Origin of the sequence: Minwuia sp. IMCC3060 (assembly GCF_029909435.1) — a bacterium.
Taxonomy (GTDB): Bacteria; Pseudomonadota; Alphaproteobacteria; order Minwuiales; family Minwuiaceae; genus Minwuia.
On the sequence record NZ_CP123782.1, the window covers coordinates 671,004 to 689,957 of the forward strand.

The window sequence follows — 18,954 nt, forward strand, 5'->3', positions numbered from 1 at the left end:
CATGACATTCAGATGCCTTCTCGCCGGGCTCGGGTTCCTGCCTGTGCTGCTCGCGGCGCCGGTCCTGGCTCAGGGACAGCTTGCGGCGAAGATCGAGGAAGGGCCGCAGCGGATCGGTGACCTGCTGCGGACATTCGTCAGCAACAACGTCGCCAGCTACACGGCGGAGACGGATCGCATGGCGGAGCGGCTGGCCGGGACGGTCTGCGAGATCGGGACGGACGGCCTGCCGCCGTTGGCTCTGCCGGAGCCCTCGATACTGGATCTCTCCGCATTCATCCCGCCGCGCGCATCGGATGTCCTGCGGCCCGATGAGCATATTGATGCGGGTTCCGTGCTTGTGACCTATGGCCATGACCGCCAGTTCCTGCGCCAGATCGCTGCGGATCAGGAGACGGCGGAGATCACCGATCTGCCGCATGGCCTTCCGGTGCGCGTCACCGCGATGGCGTTCCGTGTCCGGGACGGGGAGTGCACCCGCTCCAGTACCCGCACGACCAGTGCCGGTGCGCGGGAGACCCTGCGCCAGAAGCGGCGGGTCTCCATCAGGTTCGGACAGCGCAGCGTCGACATCACCGACCGGCTCGGCCGCGGCCTGAATGTCGGTGGCGGCTACACGTTCGACGCCCGGCGCAATCATCTGGTGCCCGGCAGCGCGGGCGCATTTCCGTTCCCGACGGTTTCCGGCAAGGGGGCCCGGTTCGACACGGTCGTCTGTGACGGTGGCAATGGCAGCGTTCTGGTCAATGACGATGAGGACCTGCGGGTCGGCTATGCCCAGGGCAGCCCCGAGCAGCAGATCGAGGTGCTGGGTCTGGCCGGGCTGCAGCTCGGCACCGCGTTCGGAGCGTCACCTGATCACCGGACCCGGCGCGTTGGATGACCGGCTGGAGCTTGACCTGATTGCCCGCCTCGTCGGGGCGGATCGGGAGTTCCTGGCCCGGGTGAACCGCCCGGAAGCCGTGCGCATCGATCTTCGCCGGGGACCGCTTGGCCTTGTCGATGGCCGTCAGACCATCGTGCTGACCGGCACGGGGGAGGCAGGTGAGGCCGAGGTCGCCATCGCGCCCGCCGGAAGCCTCGCCGGGTCGCTGGTGGATGTGCTGGAACCGACCCTGAGCCGCGCCCGGCTGGTGATCACGGAACGGCGTCCGTTCGCCGACGAGGCCTTCACCGCGGAGCTTCTGGTCCAGGGGCCGTTGCCTGCGGATTCCGGGCTCAAGGTGAAATGGCGGGCCCGCACGGGCGGACGCATCTATCAGCAGGGCGACCTGGACGCCCAGGCCGGGGGAACGCCGCTCGCCATCCCGGTCAGTGCGCCGCCCATGGTCGACGTCATCCGTTCGCAGGGGCTGGCGGTCACGCTGGAAGTCGAGATCCGGCGCGGCACAGACATCCTGTTCGAGGCGGCAGAGGATGTCCTGTTCCGTCCGCCGCCGGTGGTGGGTGTTGATCTGGTGGGCCGGAGGGAAGGCGTCGCAGGAGAGTTCGGTCCCGGCCCGCATGACCTGTTCCGGATCGCCGACGCGCTGGGCACGGAGATCCGGCTGGACGTGCGCTTCAGGGACGGCAGCAGCCGCAGCTTCGCGCCCGCCTCGGCCCCCGCCTTCGGTATCCAGCAGTCCCAGGGGGGCGGCCTGCTGATGGCGAAGGGGCTTCAGTCGGCGGCCATCGTCCGTCCGCGCCTGCTGGAGGAACAGCTCTCCGCCGCGCTGCGTCCGTTCCTGCGGGCCAGTGCCGCCGAGACCACGAACCTCTCTCCCGTGCCCGGCACCCCCATCGTGCAGGGGGAGGCGAGCGTCTTCACGCTGAACGATGCGCTGCTGGTGATCGACAACCTGGGTGCCAACGGCTTCATCTGGCGACTGCTGATCGAGGGTGAGGCACAGATGGATCGCTATGTCGCGCGCTACGTCACCTCGGACGGTGATTTTGACGAGATCTTCGGACGGGACGGCACCGGCTGGGTCGCCAGCAGGCAGTTCGGGGCGACCACGGCCATACGCCATGTCGCCATCGTTGACGGGGATGGCCGGGAGGTCGCGCGCATCAACCCGAATCAGCTCGGGGCGATCGCTCCCCGCGTCAGCCTGGAGATCCCGGAAATCTACCGGCAGGGTGTTTCCCATCCCGTGACCGCCAGCATTTCCGGCATTTCCGGCCTGGCGCCATTCGATCTGGCCTGCCAGTGGTCGCTGGAAAGCGGTTTCGGCAGCATCGCCTTCGGATCCACCCGCCTGACACCCATCGGCGACGGGTTTGCCACCTGCACCAACGCGGTGGAGATGGACGTCAATGAGGCGACACTGGGCCAGTTCCCGACCCTGGGGGTCAGGCTGGTCCGTGCGGCGGGGGAGGGACAGTGATGGATGTGTCCGGAATTGCACGTGCGGCGGCTGCGGTTTTGTTGCTCCTCGGTCTGGCGGTCGCCGGTGCCGGTGCCGCCGACCTGACCGGCGACAGCCGCAACGACAGTCCGATCCTGCCAACGGATGACCAGTTCAACACCCTCAGCCGCGATGAGGTGCAGCAGATCCTCAACAAGCTGAACGTGGTGCCGCCGCCGGACGCCAATACCAAGACCGAGCTGCGCCGTGTGATCACGAATGTGGAACTGTTCCGCATCGACCCGAAGAACGGCAACAACCCGTTCAATACCGAGGACCCGATCAACAATGCGACCGTGAACGGCATCGTGCAGCAGGTCGCGGTCGATGACCTGAACAACAACGACAACGGCAACAACAACGGTGCCGGACTGGACGCCTGCATTGGCCAGACGCTGCAGGGCCAGCTTTCGCCGACGGCACCGCCGGACCTGCGCTTCGTCAACATGGTTGTGGACCCGGTGACGCTGGACTGCCGGATCTTTGCCGGCCAGAGCGTCGATGGTGCCTTCCTGATCTTCCAGTACAGCCCTGGCGCGCTGGATCTGACGGTCCAGGGGGACGAGACGGTGACGATCTTCCCCGATGCGACCGTGCCGGTCTGGCGGATCATCGATCCGGCGGGCGGGTTCATCTTCATCAACCCGTTCGTGGCCGCGCAGACGGTGCGGATCGTGTTGCAGGCCAACAACGGCGTGACCGTGGAGGGCACGTTCACGCTGACCCCCATCGGTTTCACCGAGTTCTCGGTGACGGTTGTCAATCTGGTGGTGCAGTGATGCTGAAACTGGTTCCTTTCGTCATTCTGGGCGGCCTGCTGGCCGCGACCGCTTCGGCCCAGGACATTCGCGGGTTTCGCGCCATTGCCACGCCGGAGGCGACGCCGGAGGGCACGGTGCCGGTCGAGACACCGCAGGTCATCGATGCCCAGGCCGCGAAGGCGGCAGCCGAGGAGGTGCTGGCTGCCTGGTCGGACGGGCAGCTTGATGATGTCCTCGCGCCGGATTTCCAGGACCGCCAGCGTCTGCTCGATTCCATGATCGAGGATGTGCCGCAGGATGCGGAGATCCGGGTGCTCGGCATTCGCGGTGTCCAGACGGTGCAGCAGTTTCAGGGCACCGGGGCGAACGGCCGGACGGAGATCACCTCCATCGTCTCGCTGACCGCCGACACGCAGATCGAGTTCAATGACCCGGCGCGGGGCTTCCGGCAGTTGCGTGGCCAGAACGAATTCTTCCTGCGTATCACCGAGGAACTGGCCGAGTGAGGCTGCAACGCCACAGCGCCTGGATGCTGCTCTGCGCTGCGCCTGCAGCCCTGTTTCCGTTCGGCAGCGGCGCGCAGGAAGTCCTGCGCGACTGGCAGATCGGCGGCAGCCTGACGGCGGCGCTGGAAGGCTATTCCGATGCGGGCGACCCGGCGCAGAGTCCGTTCGCGGAGCGCACGACCTTCGGTTTCATGGAGGCGGACCTGAACCTGTCGCGCCAGATCTCGCCGTTCGAGCGTTTCAGCGGGCAGTTCTTCGGCGTGCTGGTGGACAATCCCTTCCGCAGCAATTTCGATGGCTTCGTGGCGGAGCGCGCGAAAGCGGAGTGGGAGAAGGGTGACGGGGCGGTGCCGTTCAGGCTGGAGGCAGGCGACATCTTCGCGCTGACCACCGCACGCACGTCGCAGCGCAGCCTGAAGGGGCTGCAGGTGGAGGTGCAGCCCCGCATCGGCATCCTGCCCGGCTGGCAGCATTCGATCATCGGGTTCTGGGGCATCAATCAGGCCACCTACCGGCAGGTGGATTTCAACGATGACCAGACGATCGGGGCGTCGTGGCTGATGAGTCAGGGCCGGGGCGGCAACCTGGCCTTCAGTCTGGTCACCAACCGGCTGGATGCAGGGGCCAACAATGTGGCGGTGGAGCGGGTGCAGACCGTCGGCAGTGTTGCCGCCGACCGTGCATTCGGTCTGCGGGGACAGTCGCTGGAGTGGAAGGGGGAGGTCGGATTCCTGTTCGGTGATGATCTTGCGGGCAACCGGCTCGACGACACGGGGGCTGGTTTGTTCACCGAGATCCGGGGCCGTGACCAGTCCATGCCGCTGGATTACAGCGTCAGGTTCGACCAGTTCGACAGTGATTACCGCCCGAACGGTGCGGCGGTGACCGCAGGCCGGCGCAGCCTTTCGGGCAACGCCGGCTGGCGGTTCGACAGCGGGCTGGCCATGCGCGGGCGGGCACGCTGGGATCGTGACGGATTTGGCCGCGCCAATCACACGGATACCATCAGTTCCGGTCTCAACCTGGCAGGTCCGCTGGATCCGGGCTTCGGCACGGTGCTGAACGGCACCTTCGATGCTTCCGTCATCCGGACGGCGAACGCGGCGGGTACGGTCAGGACAACGACACATGCGGCGTCGGCCAACCTGTCGGCACCCCTGCCGAACAATCTCTTCGGTCGGGTCGGCTATCAGGTGCAGGCAATCCGCGCGCTGAATGCCGAACCGACCCTGTCGGGCACGGCAACCGTCGGTGTCGACAGAAGCTTCACCCATGGTGATGTGGTCGGCACCCTGTCCCCCAGCCTGTCATGGCGCCGCACCAACGGCGGCAATGCGGAAGGTGACGAACTGATCCTGGGGCTGGGTGCCAGCGTCGAGCGGGGCGGCCTGTCGGCGCGTGCCACCTACCGGTTCGCGAAGCAGACCCGCGAGGCCGCAGGGGCCGATACCGTGACCAGCAGCCTCAACGGCAGCCTCAACTGGCAGCAGGGCCGCCATGCCTTCGCCCTGGAAGCCGATTTCAGTGTCACGGCCAGAGAGGCCGCACAGGCAAGCCAGCCGCTGAAGCTGGCTGCCCGCTATACCTTCAGCTTCGACAAGCCCCCCGGCAGCGGATTGTTCGATGCCCCGCAGGCGGGACAGCAAGGCTTCGCCGCCGTCGAGGTGCCGCAGGAGAGCGGCGTCTTCGATCTTGCCGCACTGGCCCCCAACAGTTCCCTGCAAGCCGTGCTGCAGAACCTGACCGATGCGGGTCTGCGCGGCGGCCAGGCGCAGGCGGAGGGTCTGATCGTCTATGAAACCCCCGTTCTGGCCAACGTCGCACTGCGCCAGCGTCTCGCCCTGCTGCACAAGGGCGCGCGGTTCCGCATGGCGGCCCTGATCATCGATCCCTCGAACCCCGGGGACGCTGCCGGGTTGCAGAACGACTTCCAGGCAGTGCTGGAGGAACTGGTTGCCGCCTATGGTGCGCCGTCCGGGACCTTCGAGAGAGGCGACTTCGCGGGGGACGTCGTGCAGGCCATCGACGATGGCGATCTGATCCGCATTGTCGAATGGCGCACGGCCTCCGGAACGCTTCGGCTTGGCATCCCCCGACGGCTGGATCGTCAGGTCCGGATCGAGGTGCATCATGCCCGCAGCTTCCGGCCGCCGACGATCACGCTATGGGGCCTGGATGCGCTGAACTGAAGGTTTCAGGCGACAGTGCAGCAGGGAGTTCTGCGCGAAAAACAGGCACCTGTGACCCTTTGGCAAAAAATGCCTCTATTTTAAACATATGCAAGAAATATGGGCTTCACCCTGCCTTGAAATTGCGTCTGAAGGCCAATGTGCTGCCGGTCATCATATTGGTTTGAAAGGAGAAAAATAAAAGTCGCTGAAATTTTGGGCGCTGGCACATCTCTTGGAAATGTAAGCGGGACAATCTGGTCGTTTACAGGAGGTGGTTACGACAATGTTTGGATTTGGGAGGGTGAAAGCCCTGGCAGCAGTGAGTGCTCTGGCGATCGGTCTGACGACCGGTGCGGCACAGGCAGCGGATACGATCAAGGTCGGTATCCTGCATTCGCTGTCGGGCACGATGGCAATCAGCGAGACGACCCTGAAGGACGTCATGCTGATGCTGATCGACGACCAGAACAAGAAGGGTGGTCTGCTGGGCAAGCAGCTGGAGGCCGTGGTGGTCGATCCGGCGTCCAACTGGCCGCTGTTCGCGGAAAAGGCACGTGAGCTGATCGAGGTCAATGGCACCTCGGTCGTCTTCGGCTGCTGGACCAGTGTGTCCCGCAAGTCGGTGCTGCCGGTCTTCGAGGAACTGAACAGCATGCTGTTCTATCCGGTGCAGTACGAAGGTGAGGAAAGCAGCCGCAACGTGTTCTACACCGGTGCTGCGCCGAACCAGCAGGCGATCCCGGCAGTGGATTACCTGATGAAGACCGAAAGTGTGGAGCGTTGGGTGCTGGCCGGTACCGACTATGTCTACCCGCGCACCACCAACAAGATCCTGGAATCCTACCTGAAGGCCAAGGGCGTTCCGGCTGAGGACATCATGATCAACTATACGCCGTTCGGTCATTCCGACTGGCAGACCATCGTGGCCGACATCAAGAAGTTCGGCTCCGCTGGCAAGAAGACTGCCGTGGTCTCCACCATCAACGGTGACGCCAACGTTCCGTTCTACAAGGAACTGGGCAACCAGGGCATCAAGGCCGAAGACATCCCGGTCGTCGCTTTCTCCGTCGGTGAGGAAGAGCTGGCTGGTATCGATACCGGTCCGCTGGTTGGTCATCTGGCCGCGTGGAACTACTTCATGAGCATCGACACGCCGGAGAACGACGCGTTCATCTCCAAGTGGCATGCGTTCATCGGCAACGAGGACCGCGTCACCAACGACCCGATGGAAGCACATTACATCGGCTTCAAGATGTGGGTGCAGGCGGTGCAGCAGGCCGGCACGACCGACGTCGATGCCGTGCGTCAGGCCATGTACGGCCAGACCGTTCCGAACCTGACCGGCGGTATCGCGGTGATGAACACCAACCACCACCTGTCGAAGCCGGTCGTGATCGGCGAGATCCAGGATGATGGCCAGATCCAGACGGTCTGGTCCACGGATGGTGTCGTCGTTGGCGATGCCTGGTCCGATTTCATCCCCGAAAGCGCCAAGCTGACGGCTGACTGGACCTACCCGTGGGTGTGCGGTGGCTGCGAGAAGCCGACGTACTGATCCACGTGATCTGACGGAAGGGGTGGCGGCTGCCGGTTTCTGCCGAACCGGCCGGTCGCCACCCCGACCATCTGAACGAATGCCGACGAAGACCTTACCCCCAGTTTCTCCATTGCCAACAAGCGAGACCGGCGCATGATTGCCCGCCTTCTCGCCCTGATGATCGCGCTCTGCTGTGGCCTGCCGGCTCTCGCAGCGGACCCGGATGATCTGCCAGGGCTCATTGACCAGCTTCATACGCGCGACTACGCCGCGATGGAGCAGACCGTCAACGCCATTGCCGCAACCGGCGACCCCCTCGCTGTCGCCCCGCTGCAGGCCCTCTCGGACGGTGACCTCTACTACCGGAAATCCGACGACAAGGTCTTCATCGCCCGCAAGGCCGAATCCGGGACCGATCTGATCGATCCGCTCACCGGTGAGTTCGTCGAGAACGTGGGTCGGCGCGATGCGCGGAAGATCGGGATCAACAACAACATGCGCCGCGCGCTGCGTGGTGCGCTTGGCAGCCTGACGCTGCTCTCGCCTGATCCCTCCGTGCGTGCCGCTGCGGCCCAGTCCCTGTTCAAGAGCCCTGATCCGAATGCCGTCGAGGCACTTGGGCAGGCCATCGCGGCGGAAAAGGACGCGGCGATCCGCACCGCCATGGAGGAGGCCCAGGCGGCCTCCATCCTGCTGTCGGATCTCGATGACGCGACCAAGATCGCGGCAATCGAGTCCCTGGCGGACCGGGGCGGGCGGGATGCCATGTCCCTGCTGAAGGGTATTCCCGACACTGCCTCCGACCCGGTCAAGGCCGCCGCCGCCGACGGCATCGCCAGCATCGAGGCGGCGCTGGCTCTCTGGTCCACGGCGCAGAACATCTACTACGGCATCAGCCTCGGCTCGGTGCTGCTGATGGCAGCCATCGGGCTTGCGATCACCTTCGGCGTCATGGGGGTCATCAACATGGCCCATGGCGAGATGGTGATGCTGGGCGCCTACACGACCTATGTGGTGCAGGAAATCATCCGCAACAACGCACCGGGGATGTTCGAGTTCTCCCTGGCCATCGCGGTGCCACTGGCCTTCCTTGTCTCGGGTTCCGTGGGCGTCCTGATCGAACGTACCGTCATCCGCTATCTCTACGGACGCGCGCTGGAGACCCTGCTCGCCACCTGGGGCGTCAGCCTGATCATCCAGCAGCTTGTCCGCTCCATCTTCGGGCCGACGAACAAGGAAGTCGGCAATCCCGACTTCATGTCCGGCGCGGTGCAGCTCGGCGAGATGACGCTGACCTACAACCGTATCTGGATCATCGTCTTCGCGCTGGTGGTGCTGGCCATGCTGATGCTGGTGCTGAAGCGCACGCCGCTGGGGCTTCAGATGCGGGCGGTGACGCAGAACCGCCGCATGGCGGGCGCCATGGGCATTCGCACGGACCGCGTCGACGCGCTCACCTTCGGCCTCGGTTCCGGCATTGCCGGCATGGCGGGGGTAGCGCTGAGCCAGATCGACAACGTCAGTCCCAACCTTGGCCAGTCCTACATCATCGACAGTTTCATGGTGGTCGTCTTCGGCGGGGTCGGGAACCTCTGGGGCACGCTGGTAGGCGCGCTCAGTCTGGGTATCGCGAACAAGTTCCTTGAACCCTATGCAGGGGCAGTGCTGGCCAAGATCCTGGTGCTGGTGGCCATCATCCTGTTCATCCAGAAGCGTCCGCGCGGCCTGTTCGCGCTGAAGGGACGGGCGGTGGAGTCATGATCATGCGTGGCCTCGTCTTCCGTGCCTTCGACCGTGGCGGCATGATCTTCCTCGGCATCCTGTTCGGTCTGATCCTGCTGCTGGCCCTGTCCAACCTGCTGATGCCGGTGGGGCATGCGCTGCATGCGCCGACCTATCTGGTCAGCCTGATCGGCAAGTATCTGACCTATGCGCTGCTGGCGCTGTCGGTGGATCTGATCTGGGGCTTCTGCGGCATTCTCAGCCTGGGACACGGCGCGTTCTTCGCGCTCGGCGGCTATGCCATGGGCATGTACCTGATGCGCCAGATCGGTGACCGGGGCGTCTACGGCAATCCGGAACTGCCCGATTTCATGGTGTTCCTGAACTATTCGGAACTGCCCTGGTACTGGCATGGCTTCGACATGTTCTGGTTCGCGGCGATCATGATCGTCTTCGTCCCGGGCCTGCTGGCCTTCATCTTCGGCTGGTTCGCGTTCCGCAGCCGGGTCACGGGCGTCTATCTGTCGATCATCACGCAGGCCATGACCTATGCGCTGATGCTTGCCTTCTTCCGCAACAACATGGGTTTCGGCGGCAACAACGGTCTGACGGACTTCAAGGATCTGCTCGGTTTCGACCTGCAGAACGACGGGACACGGGTCGGGCTGCTCTTCGCCTCGGCGGCGGCGCTCGGTCTCGGGTTCCTGATCTGCAAGGCGGTCACACGCTCCAAGTACGGCAAGGTCATCACCGCGATCCGCGATGCGGAATCCCGGACCCGGTTCCTCGGCTATCGGGTGGACCGCTACAAGCTGGCCGTCTTCACCCTCTCGGCCTGCATGGCCGGTGTCGCCGGGGCGCTCTATGTGCCGCAGGTCGGCATCATCAACCCCAGCGAGTTCACGCCCGCGAATTCCATCGAGGTCGTGGTCTGGGTGGCGGTTGGCGGTCGTGGCACGCTCTACGGGGCCGTCATCGGCGCGATCCTGGTGAACTATGCCAAGACGTACCTGACCGGTGCCCTGCCGGAGATCTGGCTGTTCGCACTGGGCGGGCTGTTCGTCTTCGTCACCCTGTTCCTGCCGCGCGGCATCGTCGGTGCCATCAACGGCAGCGGTGACGGCGGGCCGTCGCCCATAATGACGAAGATCAGGAACTGGCGGGAAGCCCGCGCCATGGAGGGCCGGTCATGAACCAGTCCCTGAACATCTCCATGGCCGACAGCATCCTGTATCTGGATGGTGTCAACGTCTCCTTCGACGGCTTTCGTGCGCTGAACGACCTGTCGCTGGTGCTCGATGCGGGCGAGATGCGCGCGATCATCGGCCCCAACGGGGCAGGCAAGACCACGATGATGGACATCATCACCGGCAAGACCCGGCCCGACTCCGGTCAGGTGGTCTTCGAGGGCAGTGTCGATCTGACCAAGCATGACGAGGCGGCGATCGCCGAACTCGGGATCGGTCGCAAGTTCCAGAAGCCGACGGTCTTCGAGACCCAGACCGTGCACGACAATCTGGAACTTGCGCTGAAGGCGGACCGCTCGGTGCGTTCAAGCCTGCTCTGGATGCTGTCGAACGAGTCCAGGCGGCGCATCGACGAGATCCTGGGGATCACCCGTCTGGGCGATCACGCCAACGAGATCGCCGGATCGCTCAGCCACGGACAGAAGCAGTGGCTGGAGATCGGGATGCTGCTGGCCCAGGACCCGAAGCTGCTGCTGGTGGACGAACCGGCGGCGGGCATGACCGATGACGAGACCGCCGAAACCGCGCGCCTGCTGAAGGAAATCGCGGAGAACCATTCGGTGGTGGTTGTCGAACATGACATGACCTTCGTCCGCGATCTGGGTGTCAAGGTCACGGTGCTGCATGAAGGCTCCGTCCTGGCCGAGGGATCGCTGGACACGGTCAGCGCCGACAAGCGCGTCATCGAAGTCTATCTGGGGCGCTGAACCATGCTGGAAGTGAACGAAATCAACCTCTCCTACGGCGCCTCCCAGGCACTGTGGGGTGTTTCACTCACAGCGGAACCGGGCAAGGTGACCTGTCTGATGGGCCGCAACGGTGTCGGCAAGACCTCGACCCTGCGCGCCATCGTCGGACAGCAGGGCATCATGTCCGGCAGCATTGCGCTGGACGGCAAGCCGGTCGACCGGATGCGACCGTTCGAGCGGGCGCGGGAGGGGATCGCCTTCGTGCCGCAGGGGCGGGAGATCTTCCCCCTGCTGACCGTGCGGGAGAATCTTGAGACCGGCTACGCCTGTCTGAAGGCTTCGGATCGGCACGTGTCGGAGGAACTGTTCGACCTGTTTCCGGTGCTGAAGGACATGCTGGGTCGGCGTGGCGGTGACCTGTCGGGTGGTCAGCAGCAGCAACTGGCCATCGCCCGCGCACTGGTCACACGGCCAAGGGTGCTCCTGCTCGATGAACCCACGGAAGGCATTCAGCCGTCCATCATCCAGGACATTGGCCGGGTCATCAGCCTGCTGCGCGACAGGGGTGACATGGCGATTCTGCTGGTCGAGCAGTATTTCGAGTTTGCAAAGGAGCTCGCCGACACGTTCCATGTCATGGATCGGGGCGAAATCGTGCTCTCCGGCAAGGCTGACGAGATGAACGAGGATGATGTCAGAGCCCATCTCACAGTCTGAAACGGTGGAACCGGCGCCCACGGCAGGCCGCGCCGGTCCGCCCCGGTCGGTCGGTGTGGCCCGTGTCGCCTTCCTGGGGGTAGGCGCACGGACGGCGCTGGCCGACCTCCATCAACAGGGCTGCATGAAGGCCCGTCTGCCCAACTGCTATGCCGGTGATCCGAAGACGGCTGTGCTGATCAATACCGCGGGCGGTCTGACCGGCGGCGATGATGTTTCGACCGACGTGGCCTGGCAGGGATCCGCGATCGCCTGCGTCAGCACCCAGGCGGCGGAGCGGGTCTACCGCAGCTCCGGCGGTGACGCGCGGGTGCGCAACCGGCTGAAGGTGTCGAAGGACGCACGGGCGGAATGGCTGCCGCAGGAGACGATCCTGTTCGACGGCGGACGGATGAACCGCAGCACCGATGTCGATCTGGCCGATGGCGCGCGGTTCCTGGCCGCCGAAACCGTCATTCTGGGCCGCAAGGCCATGGGTGAGACGGTGGCGGAAGGGCTGGTGCGCGATCACTGGCGGGTGCGGCGTGACGGACGGCTGATCCTGCACGATGCCTTCGAACTTGGCGCGGCAATCCGTGAACAGCGCCTCCGGCCTGCTCTGCTGGGCGGCGCGGAGTCCTGGGCCAGCCTGATCCTGCAGGCACCGGCAGGGATGACGGAGATGCTGCTGGGCCTGATCCGGGACCTGGGCGGTGCGCACGCCGGGGCCACGCTGCGGCAGGGTCTTGTGCTGGGGCGTATCCTGGCGACCGACGGCGACGGCATGCGCGGCATTCTTGCCCGTTTGCTCCCGGCACTGCGACACGCAATCATGGGGCATCCGGAACGGCTGCCTGCGGTATTCCGAATCTAGGCGTTCCACGACGACGCGAAGGGGAGGCGACAGACATGAACCTGACACCGAGGGAGAAGGACAAGCTGCTCATCTCCGTGGCTGCCATGGTGGCCCGACGGCGGCTGGAACGCGGCGTGAAGCTGAACTACCCGGAAGCCATCGCCCTGATTTCCGACTTCGTGGTGGAGGGCGCGCGGGATGGCCGCTCGGTTGCCGACCTGATGTCGGCAGGCGCCACCGTGATCAGCCGCGATCAGGTCATGGAAGGCATCGCGGAGATGATCCATGACGTGCAGGTCGAGGCCACTTTCCCCGACGGGACCAAGCTGGTCACCGTCCACGAACCGATCCGTTGAGGGAGGGCAGCATGATACCGGGTGAAATCATTGCGGCTGAGGGCGAGATCGTCCTCAACGAAGGTGCCGAGACCGTGACGCTGTCCGTTGCCAACACCGGCGACCGGCCGGTGCAGGTCGGCAGCCACTACCATTTCCAGGAAACCAATCCGGGCCTCGAATTCGACCGGGAGAAGGCGCGCGGCATGCGCCTCGACATTCCGGCAGGGACCGCGGTCAGGTTCGAACCGGGCCAGTCCCGTGACGTGACGCTGGTGCCGCTGGCCGGGGACCGCCGCGTCTTCGGCTTCAATCAGAAGATCATGGGGGATCTCGACTGATGGCCTACAGGATCAATCGTGCCGCCTATGCGGACATGTTCGGCCCCACCGTCGGGGACAAGGTCCGGCTGGCGGATACGGAGCTGTTCGTGGAGGTGGAGGAAGACCGCACCATCTACGGCGAGGAAGTGAAGTTCGGCGGCGGCAAGGTCATCCGTGACGGCATGGGCCAGTCCCAGGTCTCCCGCGCCGGGGGCGCCGTGGACACGGTCATCACCAATGCGCTGATCGTCGATCACACCGGCATCATCAAGGCCGACATCGGCATCCGCGACGGACGCATCGTCGGCGTCGGCAAGGCCGGCAACCCGGATACCCAGCCTGGCGTCGACATCATCGTCGGTCCCGGGACGGAGGCCGTCGCGGGTGAGGGCAAGATCATCACCGCCGGTGGTTTCGATGCCCATATCCATTTCATCTGCCCGCAACTGATCGAGGAGGCGCTGACCAGCGGTGTCACCACCATGCTGGGCGGCGGCACCGGTCCGGCGACCGGCACCAATGCCACGACCTGCACGCCCGGCCCGTGGCACATCGGGCGGATGCTGCAGGCCTTCGACAGCTTTCCGGTCAATCTTGGCCTGTCGGGCAAGGGCAATGCCTCCACGCCGGAGGCGCTGCGCGAGCAGGTGCTGGCCGGGGCCTGCAGCATGAAACTGCACGAGGACTGGGGCACCACGCCCGCCGCCATCGACTGCTGCCTGTCGGTGGCCGACGAGATGGACGTGCAGGTGATGATCCATACCGACACGCTGAATGAATCCGGCTTCGTCGAGAACACCGTGGCGTCGTTCAAGAACCGCACGATTCATGCCTTCCATACGGAGGGCGCGGGCGGTGGCCATGCGCCGGACATCATCAAGGTCTGCGGCGAGCCGAACGTCATCCCGTCGTCCACCAATCCGACGCGCCCCTTCACGGTGAACACCATCGACGAGCATCTGGACATGCTGATGGTCTGCCATCACCTGGACAGCAACATCCCCGAGGACGTGGCCTTTGCCGAAAGCCGCATCCGGCGGGAGACCATCGCGGCGGAAGACATCCTGCACGACATGGGCGCGTTCTCCATCATCGCCTCAGACAGTCAGGCGATGGGCCGGGTGGGGGAGGTCATCATTCGCACCTGGCAGACGGCGGACAAGATGAAGCGCCAGCGCGGACGGTTGCCGGAGGAGAGCGGCGACAACGACAATTTCCGCGTCCGCCGCTATATCGCCAAGTACACGATCAATCCGGCCATCGCGCATGGCATGTCGAACCTGATCGGCTCCGTCGAGGTCGGCAAGCTGGCCGATCTGGTGGTCTGGACACCGGCCTTCTTTGGCGTGAAACCGGACCTGATCCTGAAGGGCGGCAGCATCGCCTCCGCCATGATGGGGGATCCGAACGCGTCGATCCCGACGCCGCAGCCGGTGCACTACCGCCCCATGTTCGCCAGCTTCGGCAAGGCGATGACCGCATCCTCCGTCACCTTCGTCTCGGGTGCCGCCCGGGACGCGGGTATCGGTGCCTCGCTGGGTCTGGCGAAGGAATGCGTTGCCATCGAGAACGTGCGCGGCGGCATCGGCAAGGCCTCCATGGTGCTGAACGACACGCTGCCCGATATCGAGGTGAATCCGGAGACCTACGAGGTGCGGGCGAACGGTGAACTGCTGACCTGCGAACCGGCGGATGTATTGCCGATGGCGCAGCGCTATTTCCTGTTCTGATGGGATTGCGCGCACACGAAGTACTGGAGGCCGGAACCTGGGACACCGCGACTGCGGTCGACCGCGTTGTTCTGGATATCGAGGATCGGCGTCGTCGGCGACTGAAACTCGAAGGCTGTGACGGCCTGTCGTTCGTCCTTGATCTGGCGCAGGTGCCGGACCTGAAGGATGGTGACGGACTGCGGCTGACGGACGGGCGGACGGTTGCCGTGCTGCCCGCGCTGGAGCAACTGACGGAGATCACCGCACCGGATGCCGATGCGCTGATGCGCATTGCCTGGCACCTCGGCAACCGGCATCTGCCGACGGAACTGGACGGCGACCGTCTGCGTATCCGCTCCGATCATGTGATCGAGGACATGGTGCGCGGCCTGGGGGGCGAGACCAGACATCTGTCCGCGGCCTTCACGCCGGAGGGTGGTGCCTATGGCCATGGTCCGGTGCATGGTCATGACCATGGCCACAGTCACGGCCATGCGCATGCGCACGATCACGACCATGACCATGCGGGCGACGATGGCGAACTGCTGCCCGAGGATATTGCGAATGCCGTCTGACGCGGACCTGCCACGGCTGCTGACCTGGCTGTCGCCGTCCTTTCCTGTCGGGGCCTATACCTACAGTCATGGGCTGGAGCGCGCGGTCGAACTGGAGCATATCCGCGACCGTGCCACCGCCGGTGACTGGGTGCTGGACCTGTTGACAGATGGTGGTGGCAAGTCGGATGCGGTGCTGCTGGCGGAGGCGTGGCGCGCCGTGACGGCCGGGGACAGCCATCGCCTGCACGACGTGGCGGAAGAAGCTGTTGCCCTGACCGCCACATCGGAGCTGGCGCTGGAGACGGAGGCACAGGGCAGGGCGTTCCTGACCGCCATTGCCGCAGCCTGGCCGACCCCGGCCATCGATGGGTTGCGGGCCGGTGCCGCGATTGCGCCGGTAGCCTATCCGGTTGCGGTGGGTGCTGCCGCTGCCGGGCACGGACTGGCGCTGCGGCCCGTCATCGTCGGCTATCTGCATGCCTTCGCCGCCAACCTGATCTCGGCCATTGTCCGGCTGGTGCCGCTGGGCCAGACCGACGGGCTGCACCTGCTGCGTCTTGTGGAACCGCGACTGGAGGCGCTTGCGGACGTTGCCATGGCCACGAGCCTGGACGAGATTGCCACCTGCTGCCTGGCTGCCGACATTGCGTCGATGCAGCATGAAACCCAACGAACGAGGCTCTTCCGATCATGACTGCATCCGCTTCACCCAATGGTCCGCTGCGCGTCGGCATCGGTGGTCCCGTCGGCTCCGGCAAGACGGCGCTGATGGAGCAACTGTCGAAGGAACTCAGCCGTTCCTTCTCTGTCGCCGCCATCACCAACGATATCTACACCAAGGAAGATGCGGAAATCCTGACCCGGACCGGCGCACTGCCACCGGAACGGATCATGGGGGTGGAGACCGGAGGCTGCCCGCACACGGCGATCCGGGAGGATGCCTCCATCAACCTGGCCGCCGTCGCCGACATGTGGGACCGCTTCCCCGATCTGGACGTGATCCTGATCGAGAGTGGTGGCGACAACCTGGCTGCCACCTTCAGTCCGGAACTGGCCGACATCACGCTCTATGTCATCGATGTTTCGGCGGGTGACAAGATCCCGGCGAAGGGCGGCCCCGGCATCACGCGCTCCGACATGCTGATCATCAACAAGACCGACCTGGCGGAGCTGGTGGGGGCTGACCTGGGGCGCATGGATCGCGATGCGGCCGCGCAGCGGGGCGACCGCCCCTATGTCTTCGCCCGGGTCAAGCATGGGGACGGCGTGGACACCATCCGGGACTTCGTCATTTCGCGCGGCGGTCTCTGAACCGGTCCCCGGGTGGGGGAGCGGTCTAGCTGACCTCCGCGACCGTGATCCAGGTGGCATATCCGAAGGCGACAACGGTCCCCTGCGCGTTGTGGACGGCGGTTCCGGCCCAGACCTTGCGGCCATCGCGTCCCATGGGCCAGGCGGTTACCGTGCAGGCCTCGCCCGCCGAGACACTGCCCAGCGTCTCGCAATGCATCCTTCCCAGCAGCATGTGGCCACCGGTCTGGCCGTACCAGGCCCAGGCGCCGGGGCAGTCGAGCGCGGCCAGCAGATAGCGCTTCGCAACCGTTCCCGACTCATCGGCGAAGTTGGCATGTGGCACCCAGGGCGCTGCCGCCATGTCGCGGCCTTCCACCGGGCCGGTGAAGACACGCAGGGCATCGCCGTCATCCCGTTTCGAGCCGCAGACGAAGCAGTGCGGGATGGGACTGTGGTCATGTCCGGGATAGCGCGCCGTGGCTGCGGCAGTCGCGGCCGGATCAGGACAGTCCGGCAGGTCCATCTGCTTTGCCGGGACGCCGCGTACCGTGGCGATCACGGTCTGGCCATCCATCATCGCGAAACCATCGTCCGTGGCGTTCACGTACAGCGGCTTCTCCAGGGGTGGCGGTGCCTTCAGCGTCACCTCCGCCGGGCCATCGATCAGTTCCGCCATCAGGCCGGTGACATAGCCGCCATTGGCGGATTGCGACGGTCCCTGGAACCGTCGGCTGATGATGATTTCTTGCACCCTGCCCTCCCCGAAGCATTTGTCTTGCGTGCGTGCTGCGGTAGTTTAGCGGCCAGGAACACCCTTGCGAAAGGCAGTGACGGACATGAGTGACCTGCATGGTGACCGGCGCAAGAGCGCCGTTGTCGACACGAATGCCCTGGAGTGGCAGGCCAGCCCGGCCCCGGGTGTCTGGCGCAAGCGCCTGGAACTGGTCGGCGACACGGAGAAGGGGATGGTCACCTCCATCGTCCGGTTCGATCCCGGTTGCGGGTTCCCGATGCACGATCATCCGCTGGGGGAGGAGGTGCTGGTTCTGGACGGTGTCTTCGCGGACGAGTTCGGCAGCTACCCGAAGGGAAGTTTCACGCTGCTGCCGACCGGGTCACGACACCAGCCGCAGACCGAGACCGGCTGCACCCTGCTGGTGAAGCTCTGCCAGTATCCGGGTGAGGAACGGCCTACCCGCCGCGTGGATACGACGGATGCCGACGGCTGGCACGAGACCGGACCGGGGCGGCAGCGTTTCACGGTCTTCGACGAGCCTGGCTACCCGGAGACGATCTACCTCTCCCGCCTCGCCCCCGGCACCACGGTGCCGCATCATGTCCATGACGGCGGGGAGGAAGTCTTCGTCATCGAAGGCGAGATTGCGGATGAAAACGGCAGCTACCCGGCCGGAACCTGGTTCCGTCTTGCGGACGGTACGGACCATGCGCCGAGGTCGGACGGCGGTTGCCTGCTCTATGTGAAGACCGGTCATTTGCCGAAGCAGGAGGCAGCCTGAGCATCATGGAAGTCGTCTGCTACACGGATGTGAAGAGCCCCTATGCCTTTCTCGCCTACGCCGAGACCTGTCGGCTGGAGGATGCCTGGGGCAAGCCTTTCATCTGGCGTCATCTGACCCTACATATCGATACCTATCTGGACGCGGTCGATGTCCGGACAGAGCACAACTGGCGCAAGGTGAAATACGCCTACATGGACTGTCGCCGACTGGCCAACCGTCAGGGGCTGACGCTTTACGGGCCAAAGAAGATCTTCGATTCACGCCCCGCCGGGATCGGCATGTCCTATGCCGACCGTCAGGGCCTGATCCGGCCCTACCTCGGTACGGCCTTCAGGCGGTTCTTCCAGCGCGATCTGGAAACCAGCGACCCGGAAGTGATCGAGGCGCTGCTGAAACAGATCGGTGCCGACACCACGGAGTTCGCGGCGTGGTACGAGGGCGAGGGCGGCAAGCTGCATGACGGGCAGCGCGCCGGAGCCGAAGCCGCCGGCGTGTTCGGCGTGCCGAGCATCACTCTGGACGGTGAGCTGTTCTGGGGCGGCGACCGCCTGAATCTGGTCGCCGAACGTCTCGAGCAGGCGCGCTGAACGGCTCAGGCAGAGTTCACGCAGCCGGATCGGAACAGCCCGATGCTCCTGCCCC

At 65.1% G+C, this 18,954-nt stretch carries 20 protein-coding genes; 19 read left to right on the forward strand and 1 reads right to left on the reverse strand.

From position 1 onward, the window contains the following. Position 1: 1 nt before the first annotated feature. From QGV54_RS03085 to ureG, 17 genes are all read left to right on the forward strand, one after another. Positions 2-883 (forward strand): hypothetical protein, encoded by an 882-nt coding sequence (locus QGV54_RS03085; protein ID WP_281018326.1) that lies wholly within the window; start codon positions 2-4, stop codon positions 881-883. Next, positions 876-2,366 carry a hypothetical protein gene (locus QGV54_RS03090; RefSeq protein WP_281018325.1) on the forward strand — a complete coding sequence of 497 codons (1,491 nt, stop codon included), beginning with the start codon at positions 876-878 and terminating at the stop codon, positions 2,364-2,366. Before QGV54_RS03085 ends, QGV54_RS03090 begins: the two co-directional genes overlap by 8 nt. Beyond that, complete coding sequence (locus tag QGV54_RS03095; protein ID WP_281018324.1) at positions 2,366-3,166, forward strand: hypothetical protein; 801 nt, start codon at positions 2,366-2,368, stop codon at positions 3,164-3,166. The genes QGV54_RS03090 and QGV54_RS03095 overlap by 1 nt, the downstream gene beginning before the upstream one ends. Next, complete coding sequence (locus QGV54_RS03100; RefSeq protein WP_281018323.1) at positions 3,166-3,654, forward strand: hypothetical protein; 489 nt, start codon at positions 3,166-3,168, stop codon at positions 3,652-3,654. The genes QGV54_RS03095 and QGV54_RS03100 overlap by 1 nt, the downstream gene beginning before the upstream one ends. Then, complete coding sequence (locus QGV54_RS03105; RefSeq protein ID WP_281018322.1) at positions 3,651-5,843, forward strand: hypothetical protein; 2,193 nt, start codon at positions 3,651-3,653, stop codon at positions 5,841-5,843. The genes QGV54_RS03100 and QGV54_RS03105 overlap by 4 nt, the downstream gene beginning before the upstream one ends. Before the next feature lie 265 nt (positions 5,844-6,108). Then, entirely contained in the window at positions 6,109-7,380 is a 1,272-nt protein-coding gene (gene urtA, locus QGV54_RS03110) for an urea ABC transporter substrate-binding protein (protein WP_348637636.1), read from the forward strand. Positions 7,381-7,515: 135 nt separating this feature from the next. Next, a complete protein-coding gene (gene urtB, locus QGV54_RS03115; RefSeq protein WP_281018320.1) occupies positions 7,516-9,123 on the forward strand; it encodes an urea ABC transporter permease subunit UrtB in 1,608 nt (535 codons plus the stop codon). Further along, a complete protein-coding gene (gene urtC, locus QGV54_RS03120) occupies positions 9,123-10,277 on the forward strand; it encodes an urea ABC transporter permease subunit UrtC (RefSeq protein WP_348637658.1) in 1,155 nt (384 codons plus the stop codon). The genes urtB and urtC overlap by 1 nt, the downstream gene beginning before the upstream one ends. A 14-nt stretch (positions 10,278-10,291) precedes the next feature. Next, on the forward strand, positions 10,292-11,038 hold the full coding sequence (gene urtD, locus QGV54_RS03125; protein WP_348637657.1) for an urea ABC transporter ATP-binding protein UrtD: 747 nt from the start codon (positions 10,292-10,294) through the stop codon (positions 11,036-11,038). 3 nt (positions 11,039-11,041) lie between these two features. After that, the gene (gene urtE / locus QGV54_RS03130) at positions 11,042-11,737 is read left to right on the forward strand and encodes an urea ABC transporter ATP-binding subunit UrtE (protein ID WP_281018317.1); all 696 of its coding nucleotides are present in this window, start codon (positions 11,042-11,044) and stop codon (positions 11,735-11,737) included. After that, positions 11,712-12,590, forward strand: a complete 879-nt coding sequence (locus QGV54_RS03135) for an urease accessory protein UreD (protein ID WP_281018316.1) — start codon at positions 11,712-11,714, stop codon at positions 12,588-12,590. Before urtE ends, QGV54_RS03135 begins: the two co-directional genes overlap by 26 nt. A gap of 35 nt (positions 12,591-12,625) precedes the next feature. Continuing rightward, positions 12,626-12,928: an urease subunit gamma gene (locus QGV54_RS03140; RefSeq protein WP_281018315.1), complete on the forward strand. Its 303-nt coding sequence runs from the start codon at positions 12,626-12,628 to the stop codon at positions 12,926-12,928. A gap of 11 nt (positions 12,929-12,939) precedes the next feature. Further along, positions 12,940-13,248: an urease subunit beta gene (locus QGV54_RS03145; RefSeq protein ID WP_281018314.1), complete on the forward strand. Its 309-nt coding sequence runs from the start codon at positions 12,940-12,942 to the stop codon at positions 13,246-13,248. Further along, complete coding sequence (gene ureC, locus QGV54_RS03150; RefSeq protein WP_281018313.1) at positions 13,248-14,960, forward strand: urease subunit alpha; 1,713 nt, start codon at positions 13,248-13,250, stop codon at positions 14,958-14,960. The genes QGV54_RS03145 and ureC overlap by 1 nt, the downstream gene beginning before the upstream one ends. Then, positions 14,960-15,517 (forward strand): urease accessory protein UreE, encoded by a 558-nt coding sequence (locus tag QGV54_RS03155; protein ID WP_348637635.1) that lies wholly within the window; start codon positions 14,960-14,962, stop codon positions 15,515-15,517. Before ureC ends, QGV54_RS03155 begins: the two co-directional genes overlap by 1 nt. Then, positions 15,507-16,193 carry an urease accessory UreF family protein gene (locus QGV54_RS03160; protein WP_281018311.1) on the forward strand — a complete coding sequence of 229 codons (687 nt, stop codon included), beginning with the start codon at positions 15,507-15,509 and terminating at the stop codon, positions 16,191-16,193. The genes QGV54_RS03155 and QGV54_RS03160 overlap by 11 nt, the downstream gene beginning before the upstream one ends. After that, positions 16,190-16,810, forward strand: a complete 621-nt coding sequence (ureG, locus tag QGV54_RS03165; protein ID WP_281018310.1) for an urease accessory protein UreG — start codon at positions 16,190-16,192, stop codon at positions 16,808-16,810. The genes QGV54_RS03160 and ureG overlap by 4 nt, the downstream gene beginning before the upstream one ends. A gap of 25 nt (positions 16,811-16,835) precedes the next feature. Here ureG and QGV54_RS03170 read toward each other — a convergent pair whose 3' ends face one another. Further along, the gene (locus tag QGV54_RS03170; protein ID WP_281018309.1) at positions 16,836-17,543 is read right to left on the reverse strand and encodes a hotdog fold domain-containing protein; all 708 of its coding nucleotides are present in this window, start codon (positions 17,541-17,543) and stop codon (positions 16,836-16,838) included. Positions 17,544-17,628: 85 nt separating this feature from the next. Between QGV54_RS03170 and QGV54_RS03175 the strand changes: the two genes are divergently transcribed. Both QGV54_RS03175 and QGV54_RS03180 read left to right on the forward strand, forming a co-directional pair. Continuing rightward, positions 17,629-18,309: a cupin domain-containing protein gene (locus QGV54_RS03175; protein ID WP_281018308.1), complete on the forward strand. Its 681-nt coding sequence runs from the start codon at positions 17,629-17,631 to the stop codon at positions 18,307-18,309. 5 nt (positions 18,310-18,314) lie between these two features. After that, a complete protein-coding gene (locus QGV54_RS03180) occupies positions 18,315-18,899 on the forward strand; it encodes a DsbA family protein (protein ID WP_281018307.1) in 585 nt (194 codons plus the stop codon). The last annotated feature ends 55 nt before the right edge of the window (positions 18,900-18,954 follow it).